18 protein-coding genes are annotated in these 20,174 nt (G+C 64.9%); 9 read left to right on the top strand and 9 right to left on the bottom strand.

Annotation, left to right across the window (positions count from 1 at the left end; translation table 11 throughout):
- Positions 1-277 precede the first annotated feature (277 nt).
- The 3 genes from AC1DOP_RS06825 (at position 278) to AC1DOP_RS06815 (ending at position 4,497) form a co-directional block, all read left to right on the top strand.
- A complete protein-coding gene (locus AC1DOP_RS06825; RefSeq protein ID WP_442124087.1) occupies positions 278-3,133 on the top strand; it encodes a TonB-dependent receptor domain-containing protein in 2,856 nt (951 codons plus the stop codon).
- Between the two features lie 110 nt (positions 3,134-3,243).
- Complete coding sequence (locus AC1DOP_RS06820; protein WP_477250593.1) at positions 3,244-3,852, top strand: NUDIX domain-containing protein; 609 nt, start codon at positions 3,244-3,246, stop codon at positions 3,850-3,852.
- An 81-nt stretch (positions 3,853-3,933) separates the two neighbouring features.
- A complete protein-coding gene (locus AC1DOP_RS06815) occupies positions 3,934-4,497 on the top strand; it encodes a DUF3617 domain-containing protein (RefSeq protein ID WP_442124085.1) in 564 nt (187 codons plus the stop codon).
- Positions 4,498-4,795: 298 nt separating this feature from the next.
- On the opposite strand, the gene AC1DOP_RS06810 is transcribed toward AC1DOP_RS06815, so the two are convergent.
- Positions 4,796-5,632: a branched-chain amino acid aminotransferase gene (locus AC1DOP_RS06810; RefSeq protein WP_477250590.1), complete on the bottom strand. Its 837-nt coding sequence runs from the start codon at positions 5,630-5,632 to the stop codon at positions 4,796-4,798.
- 173 nt (positions 5,633-5,805) lie between these two features.
- Here AC1DOP_RS06810 and AC1DOP_RS06805 point away from each other — a divergent pair, with 173 nt between their 5' ends.
- Positions 5,806-7,905 carry a site-specific recombinase gene (locus AC1DOP_RS06805; RefSeq protein ID WP_477250588.1) on the top strand — a complete coding sequence of 700 codons (2,100 nt, stop codon included), beginning with the start codon at positions 5,806-5,808 and terminating at the stop codon, positions 7,903-7,905.
- Entirely contained in the window at positions 7,902-9,284 is a 1,383-nt protein-coding gene (gene cls / locus AC1DOP_RS06800) for a cardiolipin synthase (protein WP_442124082.1), read from the top strand. The genes AC1DOP_RS06805 and cls overlap by 4 nt, the downstream gene beginning before the upstream one ends.
- 82 nt (positions 9,285-9,366) lie before the next feature.
- On the opposite strand, the gene AC1DOP_RS06795 is transcribed toward cls, so the two are convergent.
- The 3 genes from AC1DOP_RS06795 to AC1DOP_RS06785 are packed head-to-tail and all read right to left on the bottom strand — an operon-like array spanning position 9,367 to position 11,820.
- On the bottom strand, positions 9,367-10,206 hold the full coding sequence (locus AC1DOP_RS06795; protein WP_477250586.1) for a metallophosphoesterase family protein: 840 nt from the start codon (positions 10,204-10,206) through the stop codon (positions 9,367-9,369).
- Entirely contained in the window at positions 10,181-11,158 is a 978-nt protein-coding gene (locus AC1DOP_RS06790) for a diacylglycerol/lipid kinase family protein (protein WP_477250584.1), read from the bottom strand. The genes AC1DOP_RS06795 and AC1DOP_RS06790 overlap by 26 nt, the downstream gene beginning before the upstream one ends.
- On the bottom strand, positions 11,155-11,820 hold the full coding sequence (locus AC1DOP_RS06785; RefSeq protein ID WP_477250582.1) for a phosphatase PAP2 family protein: 666 nt from the start codon (positions 11,818-11,820) through the stop codon (positions 11,155-11,157). The genes AC1DOP_RS06790 and AC1DOP_RS06785 overlap by 4 nt, the downstream gene beginning before the upstream one ends.
- Positions 11,821-12,038: 218 nt before the next feature.
- Here AC1DOP_RS06785 and AC1DOP_RS06780 point away from each other — a divergent pair, with 218 nt between their 5' ends.
- Positions 12,039-12,251 (top strand): hypothetical protein, encoded by a 213-nt coding sequence (locus tag AC1DOP_RS06780; protein WP_258845858.1) that lies wholly within the window; start codon positions 12,039-12,041, stop codon positions 12,249-12,251.
- A gap of 119 nt (positions 12,252-12,370) precedes the next feature.
- Positions 12,371-13,393, top strand: coding sequence for a sulfate ABC transporter substrate-binding protein (locus AC1DOP_RS06775; protein WP_442124078.1), 1,023 nt, complete (start codon positions 12,371-12,373; stop codon positions 13,391-13,393).
- A gap of 433 nt (positions 13,394-13,826) precedes the next feature.
- Here the strand turns inward: AC1DOP_RS06775 and AC1DOP_RS06770 are convergent, their stop codons facing one another.
- On the bottom strand, positions 13,827-14,264 hold the full coding sequence (locus AC1DOP_RS06770) for a hypothetical protein (protein WP_442124077.1): 438 nt from the start codon (positions 14,262-14,264) through the stop codon (positions 13,827-13,829).
- A gap of 49 nt (positions 14,265-14,313) precedes the next feature.
- Entirely contained in the window at positions 14,314-15,306 is a 993-nt protein-coding gene (locus AC1DOP_RS06765; protein WP_442124076.1) for a porin, read from the bottom strand.
- Between the two features lie 205 nt (positions 15,307-15,511).
- Between AC1DOP_RS06765 and AC1DOP_RS06760 the strand changes: the two genes are divergently transcribed.
- Positions 15,512-16,855 carry an alpha-amylase family glycosyl hydrolase gene (locus AC1DOP_RS06760; protein WP_442124075.1) on the top strand — a complete coding sequence of 448 codons (1,344 nt, stop codon included), beginning with the start codon at positions 15,512-15,514 and terminating at the stop codon, positions 16,853-16,855.
- Here the strand turns inward: AC1DOP_RS06760 and AC1DOP_RS06755 are convergent.
- From AC1DOP_RS06755 to AC1DOP_RS06745, 3 genes are read right to left on the bottom strand one after another with little or no spacing between them, the layout of a single operon-like run.
- Positions 16,822-17,256, bottom strand: a complete 435-nt coding sequence (locus AC1DOP_RS06755; protein WP_442124074.1) for a hypothetical protein — start codon at positions 17,254-17,256, stop codon at positions 16,822-16,824. The genes AC1DOP_RS06760 and AC1DOP_RS06755 overlap by 34 nt on opposite strands.
- 39 nt (positions 17,257-17,295) lie before the next feature.
- Positions 17,296-17,553: a hypothetical protein gene (locus AC1DOP_RS06750; protein ID WP_442124073.1), complete on the bottom strand. Its 258-nt coding sequence runs from the start codon at positions 17,551-17,553 to the stop codon at positions 17,296-17,298.
- Between the two features lie 8 nt (positions 17,554-17,561).
- Positions 17,562-17,891 (bottom strand): ArsR/SmtB family transcription factor, encoded by a 330-nt coding sequence (locus AC1DOP_RS06745; RefSeq protein ID WP_442124072.1) that lies wholly within the window; start codon positions 17,889-17,891, stop codon positions 17,562-17,564.
- A gap of 138 nt (positions 17,892-18,029) precedes the next feature.
- Between AC1DOP_RS06745 and AC1DOP_RS06740 the strand changes: the two genes are divergently transcribed.
- On the top strand, positions 18,030-20,171 hold the full coding sequence (locus tag AC1DOP_RS06740; protein ID WP_442124071.1) for a TonB-dependent receptor plug domain-containing protein: 2,142 nt from the start codon (positions 18,030-18,032) through the stop codon (positions 20,169-20,171).
- Positions 20,172-20,174 lie beyond the last annotated feature (3 nt).

The following is a 20,174-nucleotide window of genomic DNA, read 5'->3' as shown; positions in this document are numbered from 1 at the left end:
CCGCCTCCGCACACAAGCAAACAACCAGGCTGCGGCAGGCCTCTCCGGGCAGCTTGACATATATGCATAAGTTTTTCTTATGCATATACGGAAATATTTACATCTGTGCATGGCGTCATTACCCGTCTTTATACCTGTTGCAAGATGCACACAAAATACGTCCTCCGATTTGACTTTTTCACATGAGAAATGTTCTTATCGTCCCCCTTGGCTGGTCTTTACCCGCCGAGGTCGATAAGAGAAGCCCCTGGCTTCGAGATTAAGTATTGGAGAGATTTTGACTAAGCAAATCGCAGTTAAGCACAGCGTCCTCGCTGTCGCCCTCACCCTGGCAGCGCCAGGCTTCGTGTTCGCGCAAGCCGAACAGTCGTCCGTGCAGAAGGTGTACGTGACCGGTTCGAACATCAAGCGTGCCGACAAGGAAGACTCCTCGCCGATCACCGTGATGACCGCCAAGGAAATCACCGCAACCGGTGCCAACACCGTCGCCGAACTGCTGCACAACATCCCGGCCTTCGGTTCGGGTACCTCGAACGACATCACCGACGGCGGCTTCTCGAAAGGCGTCTCGACCGCCTCGCTGCGCGGCCTGGGCTCGTCCTCGACCCTGATCCTGCTGAACGGCCGCCGCATCGCCGCCTCGGCCTATGCAGACCCGAACAACGGCAAATCGACCGTCTACGACCTGAACAACATTCCGGTGTCGGCCATCGCCCGCGTCGAAGTGTTCAAGGATGGCGCCTCGGCCGTGTACGGCTCGGACGCGATCGCCGGCGTGATCAACTTCATCACCAAGGACGACTACCAGGGTGCGCAGATCTCGGCCTCGACCTCGGCCAACGATAACGGCCAGTTCAACCGCAACAACATCAACGGCGTGGTCGGCTTCGGCGACCTGGAGAAGGACCGCTACAATGCCTTCATCAGCTTCGACGTCGCCAAGCGCGGCCACACCGGCATCAAGGATGTCAACGACATCGAAAAGGACGAGCTGTCCAAGATCAATAGCCGCCTGAACGGCTATGGCAGCTACGCCTCGGGCAACCCGTTCATCTTCCGTGAACTGACCGCCGGCGCCGGCAACTTCTCGACCAGCGCCGCCAACGGCAAATACGTCGTCAACAGCACCGCTGGCTGCCAGGGCAACGTCATTACCGGCGGCCCGCAGTACAACATCGCTTCGAGCTCGATGCTGTACGGCCGCCAGTTCTGCAACTACGACATCTACGACAATTACGAAGCCCAGTCCAAGGGTACCGACGTCAACCTGCTGTCGAAGGTCACCTTCAAGATCAGCGACAACGTCACCTCGTTCACTGAAATCGGCTTCTCGCGCGTCCAGCGTGAGTACGTCGGCCTGCCGAAGACCATCTCGTCGACCGCACCGACCACCGTGTTCCGCGTCAACGGCCTGCCGACCAGCTACCAGCTGCTGCTGCCGTCCGGCCACCCGGACAATCCGTTCACCGGCTACCGCGCAGCGGCCGTGTTCCGTTTCGTCGGCACCGACGCCAGCGGCGAGAACGTCAACAAGGCTTACCGCTTCCTGACCGGCCTGAAGGGCACCGCCGGCGCCTTCGACTGGGAAACCGGCCTGCTGTACAACCGCACCGAGCGTGACGACCTGGGCCATGGCTACCTGTACCGTCCGGTCATCGACCGCATCGTGACCGAGAACCGCACCATTGCCGCGACCATCGCCGACCCGAACGCAGTGCGCGACGTCGACAACCTGGGCTTCTCGCAAGTCACCCAGCTCGACGCCAAAGCCTCGACCACCCTCGGCAAGCTGGCCGGCGGCGACATCGGCTTCGCCTTCGGCGGCGAAATCCGCCAGGAAAAGATCGGCCTGAACTCGGATCCGGAACTGGCTGCGGGTAACATCATCGGCCTGGCGAACTCCGTCATGGACGGCCGCCGCGTCGTCAAGTCGGGCTTCGTCGAACTGCGCACCCCGTTCACCAAGACCTTCGAGATGGACTTCGCCGGCCGCGTCGACAAGTACCCGAACGCCAGGAGCTTCGTGCCGAAGGTCGGCGCCAAGTGGGAAGCGACCGACCAGGTCACCTTCCGCGGCTCGTTCGCCAAGGGCTTCCGCGCGCCGGCGCTGTCGCAGGTGTCGCCGGGCGGCGTGCAGTCGTTCAACAACGGCTTCGTCGATCCGGTCCGTTGCCCGGACGGCGTGAACCCGCTGCCGGGTGCAGACAAGCTGGATTGCTCGCGCAGCATCTCGGCAATGTCGACCCCGAACCCCAACCTGAAGAACGAAACCTCGAAGAGCTACTCCTTCGGTTCGATCATCAACGCCACCAAGAACCTCGACATCCTGATCGACTACTACCGTATTCGTAAGGAAAACGAGACTGCCCTGCTGTCGGCAACCTTCGTGGCCGAGCACCCGGACCTGTACCCGGGCCTGGCGATCCGCGACAACAACAACCTGGTCGACGCTTCGGGTCACGTCATCCCGAACTCGGGCCAGCTGCTGGCGATCAACCGCACCTTCGTGAACCAGGGTTCGACCGACACCTCGGGTATCGACGTCGAAGTGGCGCACCGCCTGAACCTGGGTGAGATGGGCCGTATTTCGACCCGCCTGAACTACACCTACGCGCTGACCTACAAGCGTTCGGAGCGTCCGGGCGAAGTCTCGACCAACGTCGTCGGCACCAACGGCGGCCTGTCCGACTGGGCGACCTCGGTGGGCGACATCCCGCGTCACCGCTTCAACATCGCGTCGACCTGGACCAGCGGCGACCACAGCGCAACCCTGTCGGCCGACTACGTGTCGTCGGTGTCGCTGATGCGCCGTACCGACAACACCACGACCTACCCGGTCCCGTTCTGCTACTACGGCACCAACACCGTGCCGGTGCCGAAGGGCGTGTCGACCGGCGGCCTGCCGAACTACCTGTACTCGAACCCGGACTGCAACGTCGACGAGTGGCTGACCTTCGGCGCCGCCTACTCGTACACCGGCTTCAAGAACTGGACCCTGTCGGCCAACATCAAGAACCTGTTCGATACCAAGGCTCCGTACGATCCGCGTTACCCGAACGAAGGCTTCAACACCCAGCTGCACAATGGCATGGGCCGTTACTTCCGCCTGACCGCTTCGTACAAGTTCAAGTAATCTGCTGAACGCCTGAACGTCTAGTACGATCGAAAGCCGCCCCGCGCAAGCCGGGCGGCTTTTTTCATGGCCGCGGTGTATGCTCGGCCGGCATATCACCAGGAGACGCCATGGCAGAACCACGCATCCGCATCGCCGGCGAGGAGATCCTCTCCGACGATTTCTATCCACTCAAGAAGGTCACCTACGAACAGCTGCGCCGCGACGGCAGCTGGCAGGAGCAGCAGCGCGAAGTCTACGACGCCGCCAGCGGCGCCGCCGTGCTGCTGTACAACCGCGAACGCCGCACCGTGGTGCTGACGCGCCAGTTCCGGCTCGGCGCCCGCCTCAGTGCGCCCATCGGCGGCCACGACGGCTTCTTGCTGGAGGCCGCCGCCGGGGTGCTGGACGACGATGCGCCGCCCGAAGAGCGCGCCAGGATCGAGGCCCGCGAAGAAACCGGCTACGAGATCGAGCGCCTTGACGCCGTGATGCAGCTGTTTCCGAGTCCCGGCTCGCTGACCGAGAAGATCCACCTGTTCGTCGCCGAGTACGATCCGGCGCGCCGCAGCGGCGATGGCGGCGGCAAGGCCGAGGAAGGCGAAGACATCGAGGTGATCGAGATGGACTTCGACGATGCGCTGGCGCTGATCGACACCGGGGGCATCGTCGACGCCAAGACCGTGCTGCTCCTGCTGCACCTGGAGCGCCGCGTGCTCGGCCAGCACGAAGCCTCCTGATCCGTTTCCCCCCATTGGTGGTGCTGCCGGGAAACCGGCGCGCCCGCCACAATGCATTCCAGTTACAGGAGAACATCCCCCATGAAGACCCTTGCCCTGATCCTTTCGGCTTGCGCGGCCGCACTGGCGCTGCCGGCCGGCGCCCAGAACCTCAATATGAAACCCGGGCTCTGGGAGCTGAGCAACAAGGTCAGCTCCTCCGACGGCCAGATGCAGTCGGCCATGGCCGAGATGCAGAAGCAGCTCGCCAATATGTCGCCGGAACAGCGCAAGGCCATGCAGCAAATGATGGAACGCAACGGCGTGCAGATGAACGTCGGCGCCGGCGGCGCCCTCACCTCGCGCATGTGCATGACCAAGGAAATGATCCAGCGGAAGGAATTTCCAGTTCAGGAAGGCGACTGCAAGCAGAAACTGACGCCGGTCTCCGGCAACAGGATGAAGGTCGCCTTCAGCTGCAGCAAGCCGCCGGCCAGCGGCGAAGGCGAAATGAGCTTCGACAGCGACACCAGCTACCGCGCGCAGATGCACGTCAAAGGCAACGACGGCGGCAGGCAACAGACAGTGGACATGGACGTCGCCGGCAAATGGCTGGGCGCCGACTGCGGCAATCTCCGACCAATCAGCATCCCGCAAGCGCAATAGCAGCAACGACCCCCACGGGATTTGGCCAGGACTGGTTCGCCAGCCTGGCCTTTTTTACTCCCCAAATTCGGGGTCAGAGCACATTATTCCGCTAATTCGGGGTCAGAGCACTTTTTTGGGCAATATCTCAGCCGCAAAAAATGATGCCCCGATGTTCGACTGGCCCGGCTGGCGCCCTGCCCCGCCCGATGTCTTAGCCGCATGGCCATTGATCGAAAAAGTGCTCTGACCCCGAATTGAAGGCGAAATGTGCTCTGACCCCGAATTACGAATTATTGCTCTGACCCCGATTATTGGCTCAGGTGGTTTCGGTGAAGGCGAGGTAGAGGTCGCGCGCCTGTTTGGCTACCGGGCCGGCCGGGAGGTCGCGGGTTTCGTAGCGGATGCAGGGGGTGACTTTGCCGTAGTTGCCGGTGCTGAAGATTTCGCGGGCGGTGTCGAGTTCTTCCGGCTTGACCGTGCGTTCCTCGACCGTCACGCCGGCGTCCTTCAGCAGCGCGATGACGCGGGCGCGGGTGATGCCGGCCAGGAAGGTGCCGTTCAGGGCCGGGGTGACGACGGCGCCGTCGGCGGTGACCAGGAACAGGTTGGAGGATGCGAACTCGGCCACGTCGCCGGCGGCGTCCAGCATGATGGCGTTGTCGAAGCCGCGGGTCCTAGCTTCACGCAGGGCGCGGGCGGTGTTGGCGTACAGGGCCGAGGCCTTGGCGTCGGTCGGCGCCATGGTCGGCTGCGGGCGCTGCAGTTCCGACAGGCAGGCCGAAAAACCGGTAAACGGCGGCAGCGGCGCGTCGAACAGGGTCAGCGCGAAGCCGGCCTTTTCCGGCACCGGGATCAGGAAGCCTTCGGAAGCGAACACCAGCGGACGAATGTAGAGCTCGGCATCGGCCGGGAACCTGGCCACGCCTTCGCGCACCAGCGCTTCCATCTGGTCCACCGACAGCGGGCAGCGCAGGCCCAGCTTCTCGGCCGAGTCGATCACGCGCTGCAGGTGCGGACGCAGGTCCGGCAGACGGCCATGCAGGGCGCGCGCGCCGTCGAACACGGAGGAACCCAGCCAGACGCTATGGTCCATGGCGCCGAACAGCGGCGTGTTTCCTTCGGCCCATTCGCCGTTGTAGTAAGTCAGGTACATTGGTTTTCCCTAGTAAAAAGCGATGTCGTAACGCATCAAGTTTAACCCAGGCGCCGGCATCCGGTACGGCAAGCCCCGCGGCCGCTCAGTTCGTTGCCGTACACAGCTTTCACATATCCACGAGTACACTACGCGTTCCGGGCAGTCCTTTCGCCCAGCACTACAAGTACTTCATGCTCGACATCCTAGAACGTATCGACCCGGACAGCGATCGCATCGACCTGCTGATCGACCTGGTCGACAAACTGCGTCCACGCCGCGCGTCCGATTACGACTACGCGCGCGCCCAGGTGCGCACGCTGTGCCAGCTCCTCAAAGGCCATCCCGGCCAGGCCTGGGCGCTGCGCCGCTACCTCGCCACCCTGCTGGAAACCCGCCGCCACACGAGCCTGTATTCGGATGTCGGTATTCTCTCGAACGACGGCTTCTTTACCGAACTGAAGCGCCGCATCGCCTACCGCATCCTGCCGCCCGCCCTCGACGACCACTACCTGTCCGATACCCTCGAACGCCTGCTGTGCCGCGAGGACGATTACCTGTGGATCCGCGCGATCCCGAACGCCGACTGGCTCGAGCTCTTCGACACCATCGCCAACGCCCCTCCGCCCGCGGACGCTGTCCCGGACCGCGCCCGCCAGGTGACGGTGCTCGGCCTGCTCGACGCGATCCGCACCCTCTCCTGCCGCGTCTGCGCGCTGGGACTGGAGCCGCGCCTGATCCACGCCCACATGGAGATCGAGGAAGTCGATTCGCCCTTCCTGATGCAGAACATCGAGGCCAACAACTACCTCGACCAGTACGGCCGCCTGCTGGCCGGCGAGATCGAGCAGATGGAAGACGCGCGCCACCTGCTCGTGATGCTCGACCAGTGCGAAGAAGTGGTGTTGAAGGTCCGGCGCCGCGCGCTGGGGGCCGGCACCAGCGTCTCGCTGACCTATCTGCTGGTGGCGGTCACCCAGAGCATCGACCGCCTGCGCAAGCTCCTGTTCCTGGTCGACGTCAGCGGCGAGCTGCCGGGCGCGCCGACCATCGACCTGCATGCGCTGGCCAACGAGGCCACGCCGCCGTCCGAGCCGCCGACCTCGCTGCGCCGCGCGGCCGCGCTGTCCCTGGCCCAGGAACTGGCGGAAGCCCACAACACCAAATACCAGGTGCGCGGCCTGGTGCGCGACAACGTCGACCTGCTGGCGCGTAACGTGACGGAGAACGCCAGCCGCACCGGCGAGCATTATGTCGCCGAGGACCGTGGCGCCATGCGCCAGATGTTCAACCAGGCCGCCGGCGCCGGTTTCATCATCAGCGTGATGGCGATCATCAAGATCCTGATGTCCTATCTGCACCAGGCGCCGCTGATCGAGGCCGCGCTGTACTGCATGAACTATTCGTTCGGCTTCATGCTCATCCACGTGCTGCACTTCACGGTCGCCACCAAGCAGCCCGCGATGACGGCCGCGCGCATCGCCGCCGCCCTCCACGAAAGCGACCAGAAGGGCAAAGGTTACCGCCAGGCCGACGTCGACAGCATGGCGGCCCTGGTCAACAAGGTGTTCCGGACCCAGGTGGTGGCCGTACTCGGCAACCTGGCGACGGTGATCCCGATCTCCTTCCTGCTCGCGCTCGGCTACCAATACCTGACCGGCCACCACCTGGTGAACGTGTTCAAGGCGCGCCACCTGATCGAGGACAGCCATCCCTGGCATTCCCTGGCCCTGCTGCATGCGGCCATCGCCGGGGTCTGGCTGTTCGTCTCGGGGCTGGTATCCGGCTACTACGACAACAAGGCGCTCTACACCCGCATGGGCCAGCGCGTGCAGCAGCTGCACGGCCTGCGGCGCCTGCTGGGGCGCGAGCGCCTGGAACGCTTCGGCCGCTACGTCGAGGACAACCTCGGCGGCCTGATGGGCAACGCCGTGTTCGGCATCCTGATGGGCACCACCGCCCTGGTCGGCTTCCTGTTCGGCCTGCCGCTCGACGTCCGCCACGTGACCTTCTCCTCGGCCAACCTGGCGATCGGCTTCGTCGGCCTCGACTACCAGCTCGACTGGGAGACGGCCGGCATCACCCTGCTGGGGATCGCCCTGATCGCCGTGGTCAACCTGCTGGTGAGCTTCGGGCTCGCGCTGTGGGTGGCGCTGCGCGCCCGCAAGATCCGCTTCTACCACGGATTCCGCCTGTTGCGCGCGCTGGGCCGGCGCCTGCGCGCCGCGCCGCTGGACTTCTTCATCGGGCCCAAGGCCGACCCCCTGGGCCAACCACTGAGAGGTATCGAATGAGATCCCCAAGCCTGCCCTCCTGGCTCCTGGCCCTGTGCCTCGGCCTGGCCCTGGCCTCCTGCAAGGCCCTGCCCGAGGTCGATCCCGGCGCCCCCGCCAAGGGCACGCCCACGGTCGCGGGCACGAAGGGAGCGCTGCCGCCGAAGGTGGCGTCGTCGCTGGTGCAGAAGCGCTGGGCGAATGCCTCGACCGACCTGACCTCGCTGGCGCTGCTGGAGGAACAGGTGACCGGCGTGCCGCTCATCGCCGGCAACCGGGTGGGCCTGCTGTTCGACGGCCCCGCCACCATGCGCGAGATGATGGCCGCGGCGCGCGCCGCCACCAGCTCGATCAATATGGAAACCTATATCTTCGACCAGGACGAGATCGGCAACGAGTTCGCGGACGTGCTGATCGACAAGCAGCGCCAGGGCGTGGCGGTGAACATCATGGTCGACGCCGTCGGCGCCATCGCCACCCCGGCCGCCTTCTTCGACCGCATGCGCGCGGCCGGCATCCGGGTCCTGATCTTCAACCCGGTCAACCCGGCCAAGGCCAAGCGCCACTGGGACCTGAACAATCGCAACCACCGCAAGCTGATGGTGGTCGACGGCCGCATCGCCTTCACCGGCGGCATCAACATCAGCTCGACCTATGCCAACAGCTCGCTGTTCCGCTCGCGGAGCAAGCCGGACAACGTCGACGAATCGAAAGTCGGCTGGCGCGACACCCACGTCAAGATCGAGGGCCCGGCGGTGACCGCCCTGCAGTACTCCTTCGTCAAACTGTGGATCCAGCAGGAAGGCGGCGAGCTGCCCAAGGCCGAGTACTTCCCCCGCCTGTCCCGCGAGGGTGACAAGCTGATCCGCGTCCTGGCCGGTAATCCGGAAGGCGATTCCGACATCTACAAGGCGCTGGTGGTGGCGATCTCGGAAGCCAGGCAGAGCATTCACATCACGTCCGCCTACTTCGTCCCCGACCAGCAGATCGTCGACGCCCTCGCCAATGCGGCGAAGCGCGGCGTCGACGTCAAGCTGGTGCTGCCGGGCGTGTCCGACCACAGCCTGATCCGCTACGCCGGCCAGGCCTTCTACGACCAGCTGCTAAAGGCCGGCGTCAAGATCTACGAACTGCAGATCGCCGTGCTGCACGCGAAGACGGCGGTGATCGACGGCGGCTGGTCGACCATCGGCTCGGCCAACATCGACCGCCGCAGCTTCCTGCACAACTACGAGCTGAACGTGGTGGTGATGGACCCGGCCTTCGGAGGCGACATGGAGAGCGCCTTCAACGAGGACTTGCGCGATTCGAAGGAAGTGACCCTGGAGCGGTGGCGGCATCGGCCGTGGAAGGATCGGCTGCGGGAGTGGGTGGCGCGCCTGGGGGAGTACTGGATTTGAGCCGGCTGCGCTAAACCGCCGTTCCCGCGCTTCCCACAGTCGTCCCCGCTTCCGCGGGGATGACGGTTCAAACGGCGGCGGCTTAAATCCCCGCCGCCAGCAAGCCCTCGTTCACCTCCGCCCACACATTCCCGCTGCGCATGAACTTCTCGGTCGCCAGCAACTGGAACTGCTTGTGCACGGAATCCCAGCCATAACGATCGACCTCGATCTTCCGCGGCTCGGTGCGGATCACGTTGAAGGAGTTCACCTCGCCGCGGCCGCGCGTGGACGTTGCCGTGCCGGCCTGCACCACCAGGGCCGCGTACTCGCTGATCTTGTAGCGCGCCTGGGTGTTGCCGGCGTGGCTCTTGTGCAGGTGGCCGGCCAGCAGCAGGTCGACGCCGACGTCGGCGAAGGCATCCATCGCCATGTGGGCGCGGTCGACCAGGTCGTCCTCGTCGGTGGAGCCTTCGGGCAGGTCGAAGGGATGGTGGGTCACCACCACCCTCACGATATCCTTCGGCATGCTGGCCAGGGTGGCGCGGATCTTGTCGACCTGCTCCTTGTTGACGCGGCCGTCCTTCCAGGTGAGGGAGCGTGCCGTGTTCACGCCCAGCACCGCGACCTCGTCGTCGATGAAGACCGGGTCCAGGTCGTCGGCGATGTAGCGCTTGTAGCGTTCGAGCGGCAGCGCGAAGCGGCGGAACACGTTGTACAGCGAGATGTCGTGGTTGCCGGGGACGACGATCTGCGGACCGGGCAAGGTATCGAGCCAGGCGCGCGCCTCCTCGAACTGCTCGCTTTTCGCCCGCTGCGTCAGGTCGCCCGACACCACCACCACGCTCGGGGCGATGCGGTGGACGAGGTCGCGCAGCGGGTCGAGCAGTTCCGGATCGACGCGGCCGAAATGCAGGTCAGAGAGGTGAACGAGTGTGCGCATGATCTTCCGCTTCCTTTCCTGGTGTCGCTGTTAGCGTTGTGATGTTGGTTCCTTCCATTGTCGCCGCGGGAACCAGCACCGTCAGTGCGCCAGGCCTCACCCGGTAGCGCAGCGGCGCATGCATCTGCGTGACTTCGCCGTCGGTGGCGACGTGCAGGTGCGCGTGGTGGGTGGCGATCTCGAATTCCGCCGCCTCCAGGATGTCGAAGTCGCGCTCGCTGCCCAGCCTGCCGAGCAGGGCATCGATGGCGAAGCGCAGCAGGCCCAGGCGGGTCGGATGCTGGGCCACGTACAGGCTCAGCACGCCGTCGTCGAGGCGCTCGCGCTCGCCGATCGCCAGGCCCTGCATGGTGTAGCGGTTGTTGCCGATGAAGACGAAGGGCGTGCGGCGCGCCAGCGTTTCGCCATTCACCATCAGGCGCATCGACAGGAAAGGATAGCGGCGCAGCGCCGCCAGCGTCGCCCACAGGGCCGCCGGCCATTTGCCGCGCCCCAGGCGGCGCTGCTGCTTCTCGCGGTCGCGCACGATGTCCGGGTAGATCCCGAGGCTGGAGTTGTTGAGGAAGATGCGGCCGTTGACTTCGCCGACGTCGACCTGGCGCGGCACGCCGCTCGCCAGGTTGTGCACGGCTTCGTCGAGCTCGATCGGAACACCGAGGTCTTTCGCGAAATGGTTCAGGGTCCCCAGCGGCAGCACGCCGAAGCGCACGCCGCTGCCCACCATCACGGAGGCGACCGCGTTGATGGTGCCGTCGCCGCCGCCGGCCGCGACCAGTTCCGCGCCCTGCTCGAGCGCGCGCCTGGCGGTGGCGATCATCGCCTGGCCGTCCTTGGCCAGTACCAGTTCGGCGTCCAGGCCGGCCTCGCTCAGCTTGGCGCGCAGTTCCGCGCAGGCCTGGTCGTCGTGGCCGTGGCCGGCGCCGCCGTTGACGATCACGGTCACCGGCTTCATGGCGCCACCTCCCTGCCCTGCGCACCCGCCCTGCGGCGGCGGTGCAGGGTCGACACCGCCGTGATGCAGATCGCCAGCCAGGCCGCGCCTTCCGCGCTGGCCGCCAGCACGTCGGACAGGTAGTGCACGCCCAGGTACATGCGCGACAGCGCCACCAGCACCACCATCAGCACGCAGGCGGCGACGATCGCGGCGCGCGCCGGCCAGGCATGCACGCGGCGCACCAGGTAGCAGGCCAGCAGGCCGTAGAACACGGTCGCGGCCGCGGTGTGGCCGCTGGGGAAGCTATAGGTCGACAGGGTCAGCAAGGGGTCCTCCAGGCTGGGCCGGGCGCGGCGGAAAATGTGTTTGAGGGCGACGTTGAGCAGCATCCCGCCCGGCACCGACACCAATACCACGACCAGCCAGTAATGCGCCTTGCGGTACCAGAACCAGAGCGCCAGCAGCAAGCCCATGATGCTGGAGCCGAGGATGCCGTTCCAGTGCGTGATGAAGAGCATGGCATCGGTGAAGCCGGCGTCAGCGTGGGCGCGGAACCAGTGTGCAAGCCGGACGTCGATCAGGGTGATGGTGTCGCCCTCGATCACGTCCTCGGCGATCTCGCCGAAGGCCCAGGCGGCGCACAGGATCAGGATCACGCCGATGGTGAGATGCAGGCCCATCTCCTCCTTCGGAGAGAAGCGCCGGGCGAGGAATCGATGAACTGAGCGGTGGACGGATGTCAGCATGCGGCTCCAGTTGGGGCCAGTTGGTGAAAAAACCACAGTTGCGAAATAGAACTGGATTTTTGTACAGTAACTGTGGATTTATACAGTAGTTGTGATATTCTGAATGCACTTGAACAACACGTTGACCAACAACACTCGACAAAGGGATCGTCATGACTACTCTGAACAGCTCTTTTGGCCTTGAATACGCACCGACTCCGTTCCTGGTCCGCCTCGGCCGCCGCGAGATTCTCGTTACCCGCGATTTTCGCAAGCGCTTCTACGCAGTCAATCCGGTCATCGAATTCGATACCGGGGTCGTGCCGGGCCACCTCGAAGTGCTGCTGTTCCGCCGCTGGCTGCTGATCCTGTCGAAGGCCAAGTGAAAGTCGGCGCGTTATAAAGCGTCGCATTAAAAAGCGCATAAGGTTCATCGTTTAAATTCGTTTTCTTTCGCTGAGCAGGCACCTAAGCTGAGGCTTCCTCACCTGCCCGAAAGAAAACGATGTTTCATAAAAAAATCGCCGCCACGCTGGCCCTCGTAGCGCTTTTCAGCTCCGTCTTGGGCCAGTCCGCCGCCTTCGCCGCGGACATCACCCTGCTGAACGTGTCGTACGACCCGACCCGTGAGCTCTACCAGGATTTCAACCAGGCTTTCGCCCGCCAGTGGAAAGCCAAGACCGGCGACAACGTCACCGTCAAGCAATCGCATGGCGGCTCCGGCAAGCAGGCGCGTTCGGTGATCGACGGCCTGCAGGCCGACGTCGTCACCCTGGCGCTGGCCTATGACATCGATGCTATCAGCGAACGCGGCCTTATCGCGCACAACTGGCAACAGCGCCTGGCCCACAACAGCACGCCCTACGCCTCGACCATCGTGTTCCTGGTCCGCAAGGGCAATCCGAAGCACATCAAGGATTGGGCCGACCTGATCAAGCCGGGCGTCTCCGTGATCACGCCGAACCCGAAGACCTCGGGCGGCGCGCGCTGGAACCACCTGGCCGCCTACGGCTACGCCCTGCGCCTGCCGGGCGGCACCGACGCCAGCGCCCGCGACTACCTGGCCAAGCTGTACAAGAACGTGCCGGTGCTGGACTCCGGCGCCCGCGGCGCCACCACCACTTTCGTCGAACGCGGCATCGGCGACGTCCTGCTGGCCTGGGAAAACGAAGCCCTGCTGGCGGTGAAGGAACTGGGCCCGGACAAGTTCGAAGTCGTGGCCCCGTCGGTGAGCATCCTGGCCCAGCCGCCGGTGTCGGTGGTCGACAAGGTCGTCGACAAGCGCGGCACCCGCGCGGTGGCCGAAGCCTACCTGCAATACCTGTACAGCGCCGAAGGCCAGCAGATCGCCGCCAAGCACTATTACCGCCCGGTGGTCGAGCCCTACGCCAAGCAATACGCGGCACAATTCCCGGCCGTCAAGCTGTTCACCATCGACGAGATCGCCGGCGGCTGGACCAAGGCGCAGAAGGCGCACTTTGCGGACGGGGGGATTTTCGATCAGATTTATCAGCCGGGTAAGAAGTAAAGATAGAAATAGCAGCTCCGTCGTCCCCGCGCAGGCGGGGATCCAAGTTTGCTTGCGCTAACGAGACGCTTGCAGAACTTGGGTCCCCGCCTTCGCGGGGACGAGGTTTTGGAGGCGCAGGGACGACGTTTTGGGGAGCGGAAACTGCTCCACCGTTTTTGTAAAAATGACCTGAAATCCCGTGCATGGTCACGAGTGTCGTGTTCACAAGCTAGCCACGGGAGTCATTCATGTCAGTGCAACTACGCAAGATCGACGAGCAGGTGATGGTGATCACCGGCGCCACCAGCGGCATCGGGCTGACTACCGCCCGCAACGGCGAGGCGCTCGACCAGGCGTGATCGGCGATGGGCAAGGGTGCCTGCGCCGGCCGCGGCCACACTACGAAAAAACCGGGCACCGCCCGGTTTTTTACCATCCGTAAAAACTTCGATCATTTGCCCGGCGCCGGCCCCTTCGGCGGCTGGCTGCCGAGGAAGTCCACGTCCTCGTCCGTCAGCGGCAGGTCCGGGATCGATTCGATGTGGTCGGTGTCGATGTCGTTGCCGTCCCTGACGCGCAGGTCGCGGCCGGCGGCCGCACGTTCGCCGGTGCCGCCGAAATCGCTGTCGCTCTCCAGGTTGGGGTCGCCCATGTCGGCCCCGGCGGTATCGTGGGCATAGCTTTCCTCGTTGTCCGAGGTGGTGCCGGTGTCCAGGTCCAGCACCTGGTCGTCGTCCAGATTGGCCGCGAAGCCCGGGCCGCCGACGACGTCGCTGCCGCTGTCGGTCACGTCGCTCGGGCCAAGGGCATCGATGCCGTGGCCTTTGCCAAGGCTACGGTCTGGTGCTCCGGGAAAGTTATCCGGATCAAGTGTGCTCGAGCCAGTCATGTGTCCTCCGATTCAATGCAATAAGTCATAAAGTCAGGCTACCCCAAATTCAAAACGCATGGCGCATGCCGACGTTCACTGCGGAACTACCGGGATGCGCCGCGCCGCCGATCAGTACCCCGTTGCCCTTGGTGGTGACCGTGTGGGAGATGGCCGCGTAGAAATCCGTCTTGCGCGACACGACATAGCTGGCGCCCACCGCGAACTGGTTGGCGTCGCGGTTGGCGAGGTCGCGGTCGTTCTTGTGGATATAGGAGGCCAGGAAAGTCGTGTTGCGCGTCACCGGCACCGCCACGCCCGCCATAGTGTCGCGGCTGTCGGTCGACGAGGTGCTGGCCACCCCGGCGCCGTAGGGATTGTCCGGGTTGTACAGGGGTGAGCTGCCCCAGCCGCGGTTGGCCGCATAAGCCGCGTAGGCCGTGCCCCAGCGCATGCGCAGGTTGGCGGCGATCAGCGAGTTCTTTGCATCCATGCTGCTGCCGACCAGGTCGAACAGGCGGATCTGGGCCACGTGGCGGTTCTGGTGGGCGGCGCGCAACGAGAAGCTGCCCATGTCGACGCCTACCGTCATGCCCCAGGCGCGGTCGGCCAGCGGGTCGCCGCCGAGAGTGTCGACGGTCCAGGAGCCGCCGGTGCTCAAGCCGTTCATGCTGCTGCCGTAGTAGCGCACATTCTCGTTCGACCGCATGCCGTTGCGCCCGACCAGGTTGCTGGCCCGGCCGGCGGTGCCGGTGTGGAAGGGATCGCCGACATCGGCCAGCGACAGGTATTCCAGGTTGTACTGGCGGCCGAGGGTGAAGCCTTCGATGTCGCCGAAGGCCGAGCGGCCGAACTGGCCATAACCGCGCCGTGGCGGCGTCGCCCAGTCCCCGCCGCGGGTACGGGTGGGAACGCCGGTGAATACCGCGATGTCGTGGGCGCCCGTCGCGCCCTGCGCGGTGCCGGCGGGTGCCGCGGGTGCGGTTCCGGCGCCGGCGTCCTGCGCGAACGCAAGGCGGGCGGCTCCGCAAAATACGATGGCGATGATGGGCGGCGTCTTCATGGCGAAATCCTCAGTACGCCTACAGTATTCCCACTCTACTGCTTCGCTCTGTCCAGAATCGCACAATATGCACCACAACTTGGCTCGTGTTTTTGTCGGTGTATTCCGACGTAGCAATCGGGCTCTTGCATTGCGCTGGTCACTACCGGGTTTCCAGTTTAGAATCTGTCGACCGCTGTAATTAAACTACATGAAAGCGACGATAATGAGACAGCTTACCCGTACCCTTGCTACAGCCACCTTCGCCCTGAGCGGTGTGTTCGCCGCCTTCCCCAGCCTTGCCGCCGAGCCTGCCCCCGCAAGCGCAGCGCCGATGGCCCACGTGGCCTGGTCGAAGAATGCCAACATCTACGAAGTCAATATTCGCCAATACACGAAGGAAGGGACCTTCAAGGCCTTCGCCGCCCACCTTCCGCGCCTCAAGAAGATGGGCGTCGACATCCTTTGGCTAATGCCGGTCCAGCCGATCGGCGAAAAGAACCGCAAGGGCACGCTGGGCAGCTATTACGCGGTGCGCGACTACACGGCCGTGAATCCGGAATTCGGCACCCTGGCCGATTTCAAGGCCCTCGTGAAGCAGGCACACGGGCTGGGCATGAAGGTGCTGATCGACTGGGTCGCCAACCACACGGCCTTCGACAATCCGTGGACGGTCGAGCACAAGGACTGGTACCTGCTGAACGACAAGGGCGAAATCTTCCCGGTCACCTACACCGACGGCGCCGAACCGGAATACTGGACCGACGTCACCGGCCTCGACTACAGCAAGCCAGCCCTGTGGAAAGGCATGACCGAGGCGATGGCGTACTGGGTGCGCGAAACCGACATCGACGGCTTCCGCTGCGACGTCGCCGGCAAGGTGCCGACCCCGTTCTGGAACCAGGCGCGCGATGCCCTCGACCGCATCAAGCCCGTCTTCATGCTGGCCGAGGCGGACAAGCCCGAGCTGCACGAACACGCCTTCGACATGACCTATGGCTGGGATACCAAGGACCTGTTCAAGGACATCGCCAAGGGCAAGAAGGATGCGCGTGCGCTGAAGGACTTCCTGGAACATCCACCCAGGGCCTATCCGCCGGGCGCCTACCGCATGCGCTTCACCTCGAACCACGACGAGAACTCCTGGGCCGGCAGCGACGTCGAACTCTACGGCCCGGCCTTCAAGGCAATGGCCGTGCTGGCCGCCACCCTGCCCGGCATGCCGCTCATCTACGGCGGCCAGGAAGCCGGCCTCGACAAGCGCATCGAGTTCTTCGAGAAGGACCCCATCGACTGGAAGACCTACCGGTACGCCCCCTTCTACGCCAGCCTGCTCAAGCTCAAGCACGATAATCCGGCACTGTGGAACGGCCAGTACGGCGGCGGCACCGAGGTGCTGGAGACCGGCAACGACAAGGTCTTCGCCTTCCAGCGCAAGCGCGACGGCAATATCGTGAAGGTCATTGTCAACCTGTCGAACGCGGCGCAGAAGTACACCCTGCCCGGCGGCAAGCAGCAGTCGCTGGCGGCCTGGGATTACCGCATCGAGGCGCCGGGCTCGGCGCGCTGAGAACGCCACGGGTCGCCCGCTTTGTTCACATAGTGGGCGACAAGGTAGCGCCAGGGCAGCACGAAGGGAATGATCAGTGCCAGGGCGCAGTCGAAGACATTCGCCTGCGTCGCCTCGTCCATCGTTCCGCTGCGCCAGGCCGGCAGCGCGACCGCCAGCAGCCACACCATCTTCCACACGAATTCCCACAACAGCACGGGCAGCATCTGCAGCGGATAGCGCACCCCGAGAATGGCCAACATCCAGAAGGCGACCAGCATGCAGTTGACCACGCCCTGGGTCAGCGCCCACGGGCCCTGGTGGTGCAGGATGCCGGGCAAGATGAAGGTCCCGAAACCGACCACGATGAACAGGTACATTGCGCGCAACAGGTACAGCCGGAACAGGGATACCTCGACCATGACAGCCTCCATTGGATGACGTTCGGACTTAGAGCGCTCTTATTCAACTTGCTTGAGGATCTGCTCGACGCTGGCAGTACGCGACTCCAGCCGCGCCAGCGTGGCGCTCATGGCGGCAAGCTGGGCGGCCGTGTCGGCCTGCGATTGGGCCACCTGGGCCGCCAGCTGGCGCCAGGCCTCGTCGTGGGCCAGCCGGCTTCTCGCCTGCTGCACGGACGCAAAATACTTCATGCCGAAGACCAGCAGCACCGTGACGAGCGGCAGGCAGAGAGTCAGCAGATAAACGCTAGTGGACATGGCAACCTCTACTCTTCCTTGTTGTTCAGGGTCTTCACGGCTTCGGCAATGAGGCCGGGCGCCAGCGGCACCGCGAACGCCGCCACCTCGAAATAATTCAGCGCCTTGCCGTCCGCCGACAACTCCATCCGGCTGGTGACCAGGCCCGCCTCCGCCAGCTTCTGCAGGTGCAGGTGCAGCAGCGGCCGGCTCAGGCCGATGTCCCGCGCCAGCTGGCTGACATAGTTGCGTCCGCCCGTCGCGAGCGCCGCGACGATGCGCAGCCGGTGCGGATTCGCGAGCGCCGCCAGCATCAGCAGCAGGCGGTCGCCATCGATCTTTTTAGTTTCGTCTTTCACGTGTCAATAATTCCTTACACGTGAAAACAAGTCAAGCGAAATCATGCCGTCACCGGCAAGCGGGCATTCGTCCCACCGCGCTTGCCGGCCACCGCAAGCGGATCGCATACTTTTTTCATCCAGAAACCATGCGATCCGATGAAGACACTCCGAACCGGTACTCCGGCGCTCCTGCTCGCCGTCCACGCCTGCGCCAGCGCGCAGGCCCAGGCTCCATCTCAGTCCCAAGCGGCGGTGCAGCAGGTGATGGTCAGCGCCAGCGCCCTCCAGCAGCGCGCGCAATCGACCACCACCGCCCTCGTCGTCACCCGCGACGAGATCGTGCGCCAGGGCGACGCCAGCCTCATCGAAGTGCTGAAGCGCCAGCCCGGCATCACCATCGACGGCGCCCCGGGCAAGCCGGCGATCCGCATGCGCGGACTCGGCAGCGGCTATGTGGCCATCCTCCTCAACGGCACGCCCGCGCCCGGCGGCTTTTCGCTGGAAGAGATCGATCCCGAGCTGGTCGAGCGCATCGAGATCCTGCGCGCGCCCACCGCCGAGACCAGCGGCCAGGCGGTGGCCGGCGCCATCAACATCGTCCTGCGCAAGGCCGGCAAGCTTGCCGCGCCGCAGACCGAGCTGAAGGCCGGCGCTTCGATTACCGATGGCCACCCGGCGCCCAGCCTCAGCGTCCAGCATGCCGGCCGTGTGAACGCACTGGCCTACACGCTCGCAGCCACCCTCAAGCGCCGCGACGAGACCTATACCGGCGTGACGACCGACGAGCGCCGCGCGCATCCGCTACTGCGGCATACGGCCTGGGAAGACCGGCAGATTAACGACCAGCTGGAACTGGCGCCGCGCCTGGACTGGCAGCCGACGGCGAACGACACCCTGTCTTCGCAAAGCTGGGTGCGCTGGAAGCGCATCGACAACGCCAAGTCCGAGCTCGAGAGCACGCAGATCGGATCGCCGAGCAGTTTCCCGCACGGCGCCAGCAGCTACCGCGCCCACTCGCAGCCGCAAGCCTATGCGGACCTGTCGTGGACCCGCAAGCTGGACCAGGGCGCGCGCCTCTCGGCCAAGCTGTCCGGCTATGCGAAGTCGATCGGCGCCGGCTTCGTCTACCGCGGCATGGACCTCGCCGATACCCTGCTCGAAACCCACCACGTGGACTCCGGCCAGTCCGAGCGCGGGCTGACGTTCAACGGCAGCTACCGCCGGCCGCTCCTGAAGACCCACGCGCTGGCCCTGGGCTGGGAAGCGGGCCGCACGCGGCGCCAGGAATTCCGGCGCGAGCAACAGTTCGATGCCGCCGGCCGCCCGCTGCTGGGCAGCGACGAGGACTACCGGGCAAAGGTAAGCCGCAGCGCTGTCTGGATCCAGGACGAGTGGGACATCACCGAGGCCTGGTCGGCCTACCTGGGCCTGCGCCGCGAAGACCTGCGCACCACCGGCGAAGGCAGCGCGCACGCGCCGGTGGACGTCGATTCAAGCGTCTGGAGTCCGATCTTCCAGACCCTGTTCAAGCCCGGCGGCCAGGACAACAAGGGCGACCAGTTGCGCTTCGCCCTCAGCCGCACCTACAAGGCGCCGCAGATCGTCCAGCTCATGCCGCGCCGCTACACGGTGGACAACAACAACAGCGCCACCAACCCCGACCAGCAGGGCAATCCGAACCTGCGTCCAGAACTCTCGCTCGGCGCCGACCTGGCCTGGGAACACTATGTGGGCAAGGACGACATGCTCAGCATCAGCGCCTTCGCCAAGCGCATCCGCGACATCACGCTGGACCGCGTGATCCTGCAGAACGGCGTCTGGATCGTCACCCCGGACAATGCCGGCAGCGCCACCGTGCGGGGACTGGAATTCGAAGCCAGGACCCGTCGCGGCGCGCTGGCGGCACGGGTGAATGTCGCGCGCAACTGGTCGCGGCTGGAAGCGGTGGCGGGGCCGGACAATCGCATCGCCGGCCAGCCGGCATGGAGCGGCAACCTGGGACTCGATGTCGGCGCGTCGACACTGCCGCTCGATCTGGGCGGGACGATGAGCTACCGGGGGCGTGTCGCCTCGCGCCAGAGTCCCCTGCTGGCCGACTATGGCAGCCCCAAGCGCCAGCTCGACCTCTACGCGGTGTGGAAGCGCGACCGGAAAAGCAAGCTGCGGCTGTCGGTGTCCGACCTGCTGCATAGTAACTCCTTCGGCCGCAGCGTCTACGGCGGCGAGGACGACCTGGCGACCAGCTACGTCTACCACGCCCGCACCACTTGGCGGCTCCAATGGGAGCAGAACCTCTAAGCC

Source organism: Massilia sp. 01N410, from assembly GCF_056399665.1.
This window is presented reverse-complemented; position numbering and strand designations above follow the sequence as displayed.

Coding starts and splice junctions, on each gene's coding strand:
- AC1DOP_RS06820 (WP_477250593.1), top strand. CDS start 3,244: ATGGCAGAACCACGCATCCGCATCGCCGGCGAGGAGATCCTCTCCGAC.
- AC1DOP_RS06815 (WP_442124085.1), top strand. CDS start 3,934: ATGAAGACCCTTGCCCTGATCCTTTCGGCTTGCGCGGCCGCACTGGCG.
- AC1DOP_RS06810 (WP_477250590.1), bottom strand. CDS start 5,632: ATGTACCTGACTTACTACAACGGCGAATGGGCCGAAGGAAACACGCCG.
- AC1DOP_RS06805 (WP_477250588.1), top strand. CDS start 5,806: ATGCTCGACATCCTAGAACGTATCGACCCGGACAGCGATCGCATCGAC.
- cls (WP_442124082.1), top strand. CDS start 7,902: ATGAGATCCCCAAGCCTGCCCTCCTGGCTCCTGGCCCTGTGCCTCGGC.
- AC1DOP_RS06795 (WP_477250586.1), bottom strand. CDS start 10,206: ATGCGCACACTCGTTCACCTCTCTGACCTGCATTTCGGCCGCGTCGAT.
- AC1DOP_RS06790 (WP_477250584.1), bottom strand. CDS start 11,158: ATGAAGCCGGTGACCGTGATCGTCAACGGCGGCGCCGGCCACGGCCAC.
- AC1DOP_RS06785 (WP_477250582.1), bottom strand. CDS start 11,820: ATGGGCCTGCATCTCACCATCGGCGTGATCCTGATCCTGTGCGCCGCC.
- AC1DOP_RS06780 (WP_258845858.1), top strand. CDS start 12,039: ATGACTACTCTGAACAGCTCTTTTGGCCTTGAATACGCACCGACTCCG.
- AC1DOP_RS06775 (WP_442124078.1), top strand. CDS start 12,371: ATGTTTCATAAAAAAATCGCCGCCACGCTGGCCCTCGTAGCGCTTTTC.
- AC1DOP_RS06770 (WP_442124077.1), bottom strand. CDS start 14,264: ATGACTGGCTCGAGCACACTTGATCCGGATAACTTTCCCGGAGCACCA.
- AC1DOP_RS06765 (WP_442124076.1), bottom strand. CDS start 15,306: ATGAAGACGCCGCCCATCATCGCCATCGTATTTTGCGGAGCCGCCCGC.
- AC1DOP_RS06760 (WP_442124075.1), top strand. CDS start 15,512: ATGAGACAGCTTACCCGTACCCTTGCTACAGCCACCTTCGCCCTGAGC.
- AC1DOP_RS06755 (WP_442124074.1), bottom strand. CDS start 17,256: ATGGTCGAGGTATCCCTGTTCCGGCTGTACCTGTTGCGCGCAATGTAC.
- AC1DOP_RS06750 (WP_442124073.1), bottom strand. CDS start 17,553: ATGTCCACTAGCGTTTATCTGCTGACTCTCTGCCTGCCGCTCGTCACG.
- AC1DOP_RS06740 (WP_442124071.1), top strand. CDS start 18,030: ATGAAGACACTCCGAACCGGTACTCCGGCGCTCCTGCTCGCCGTCCAC.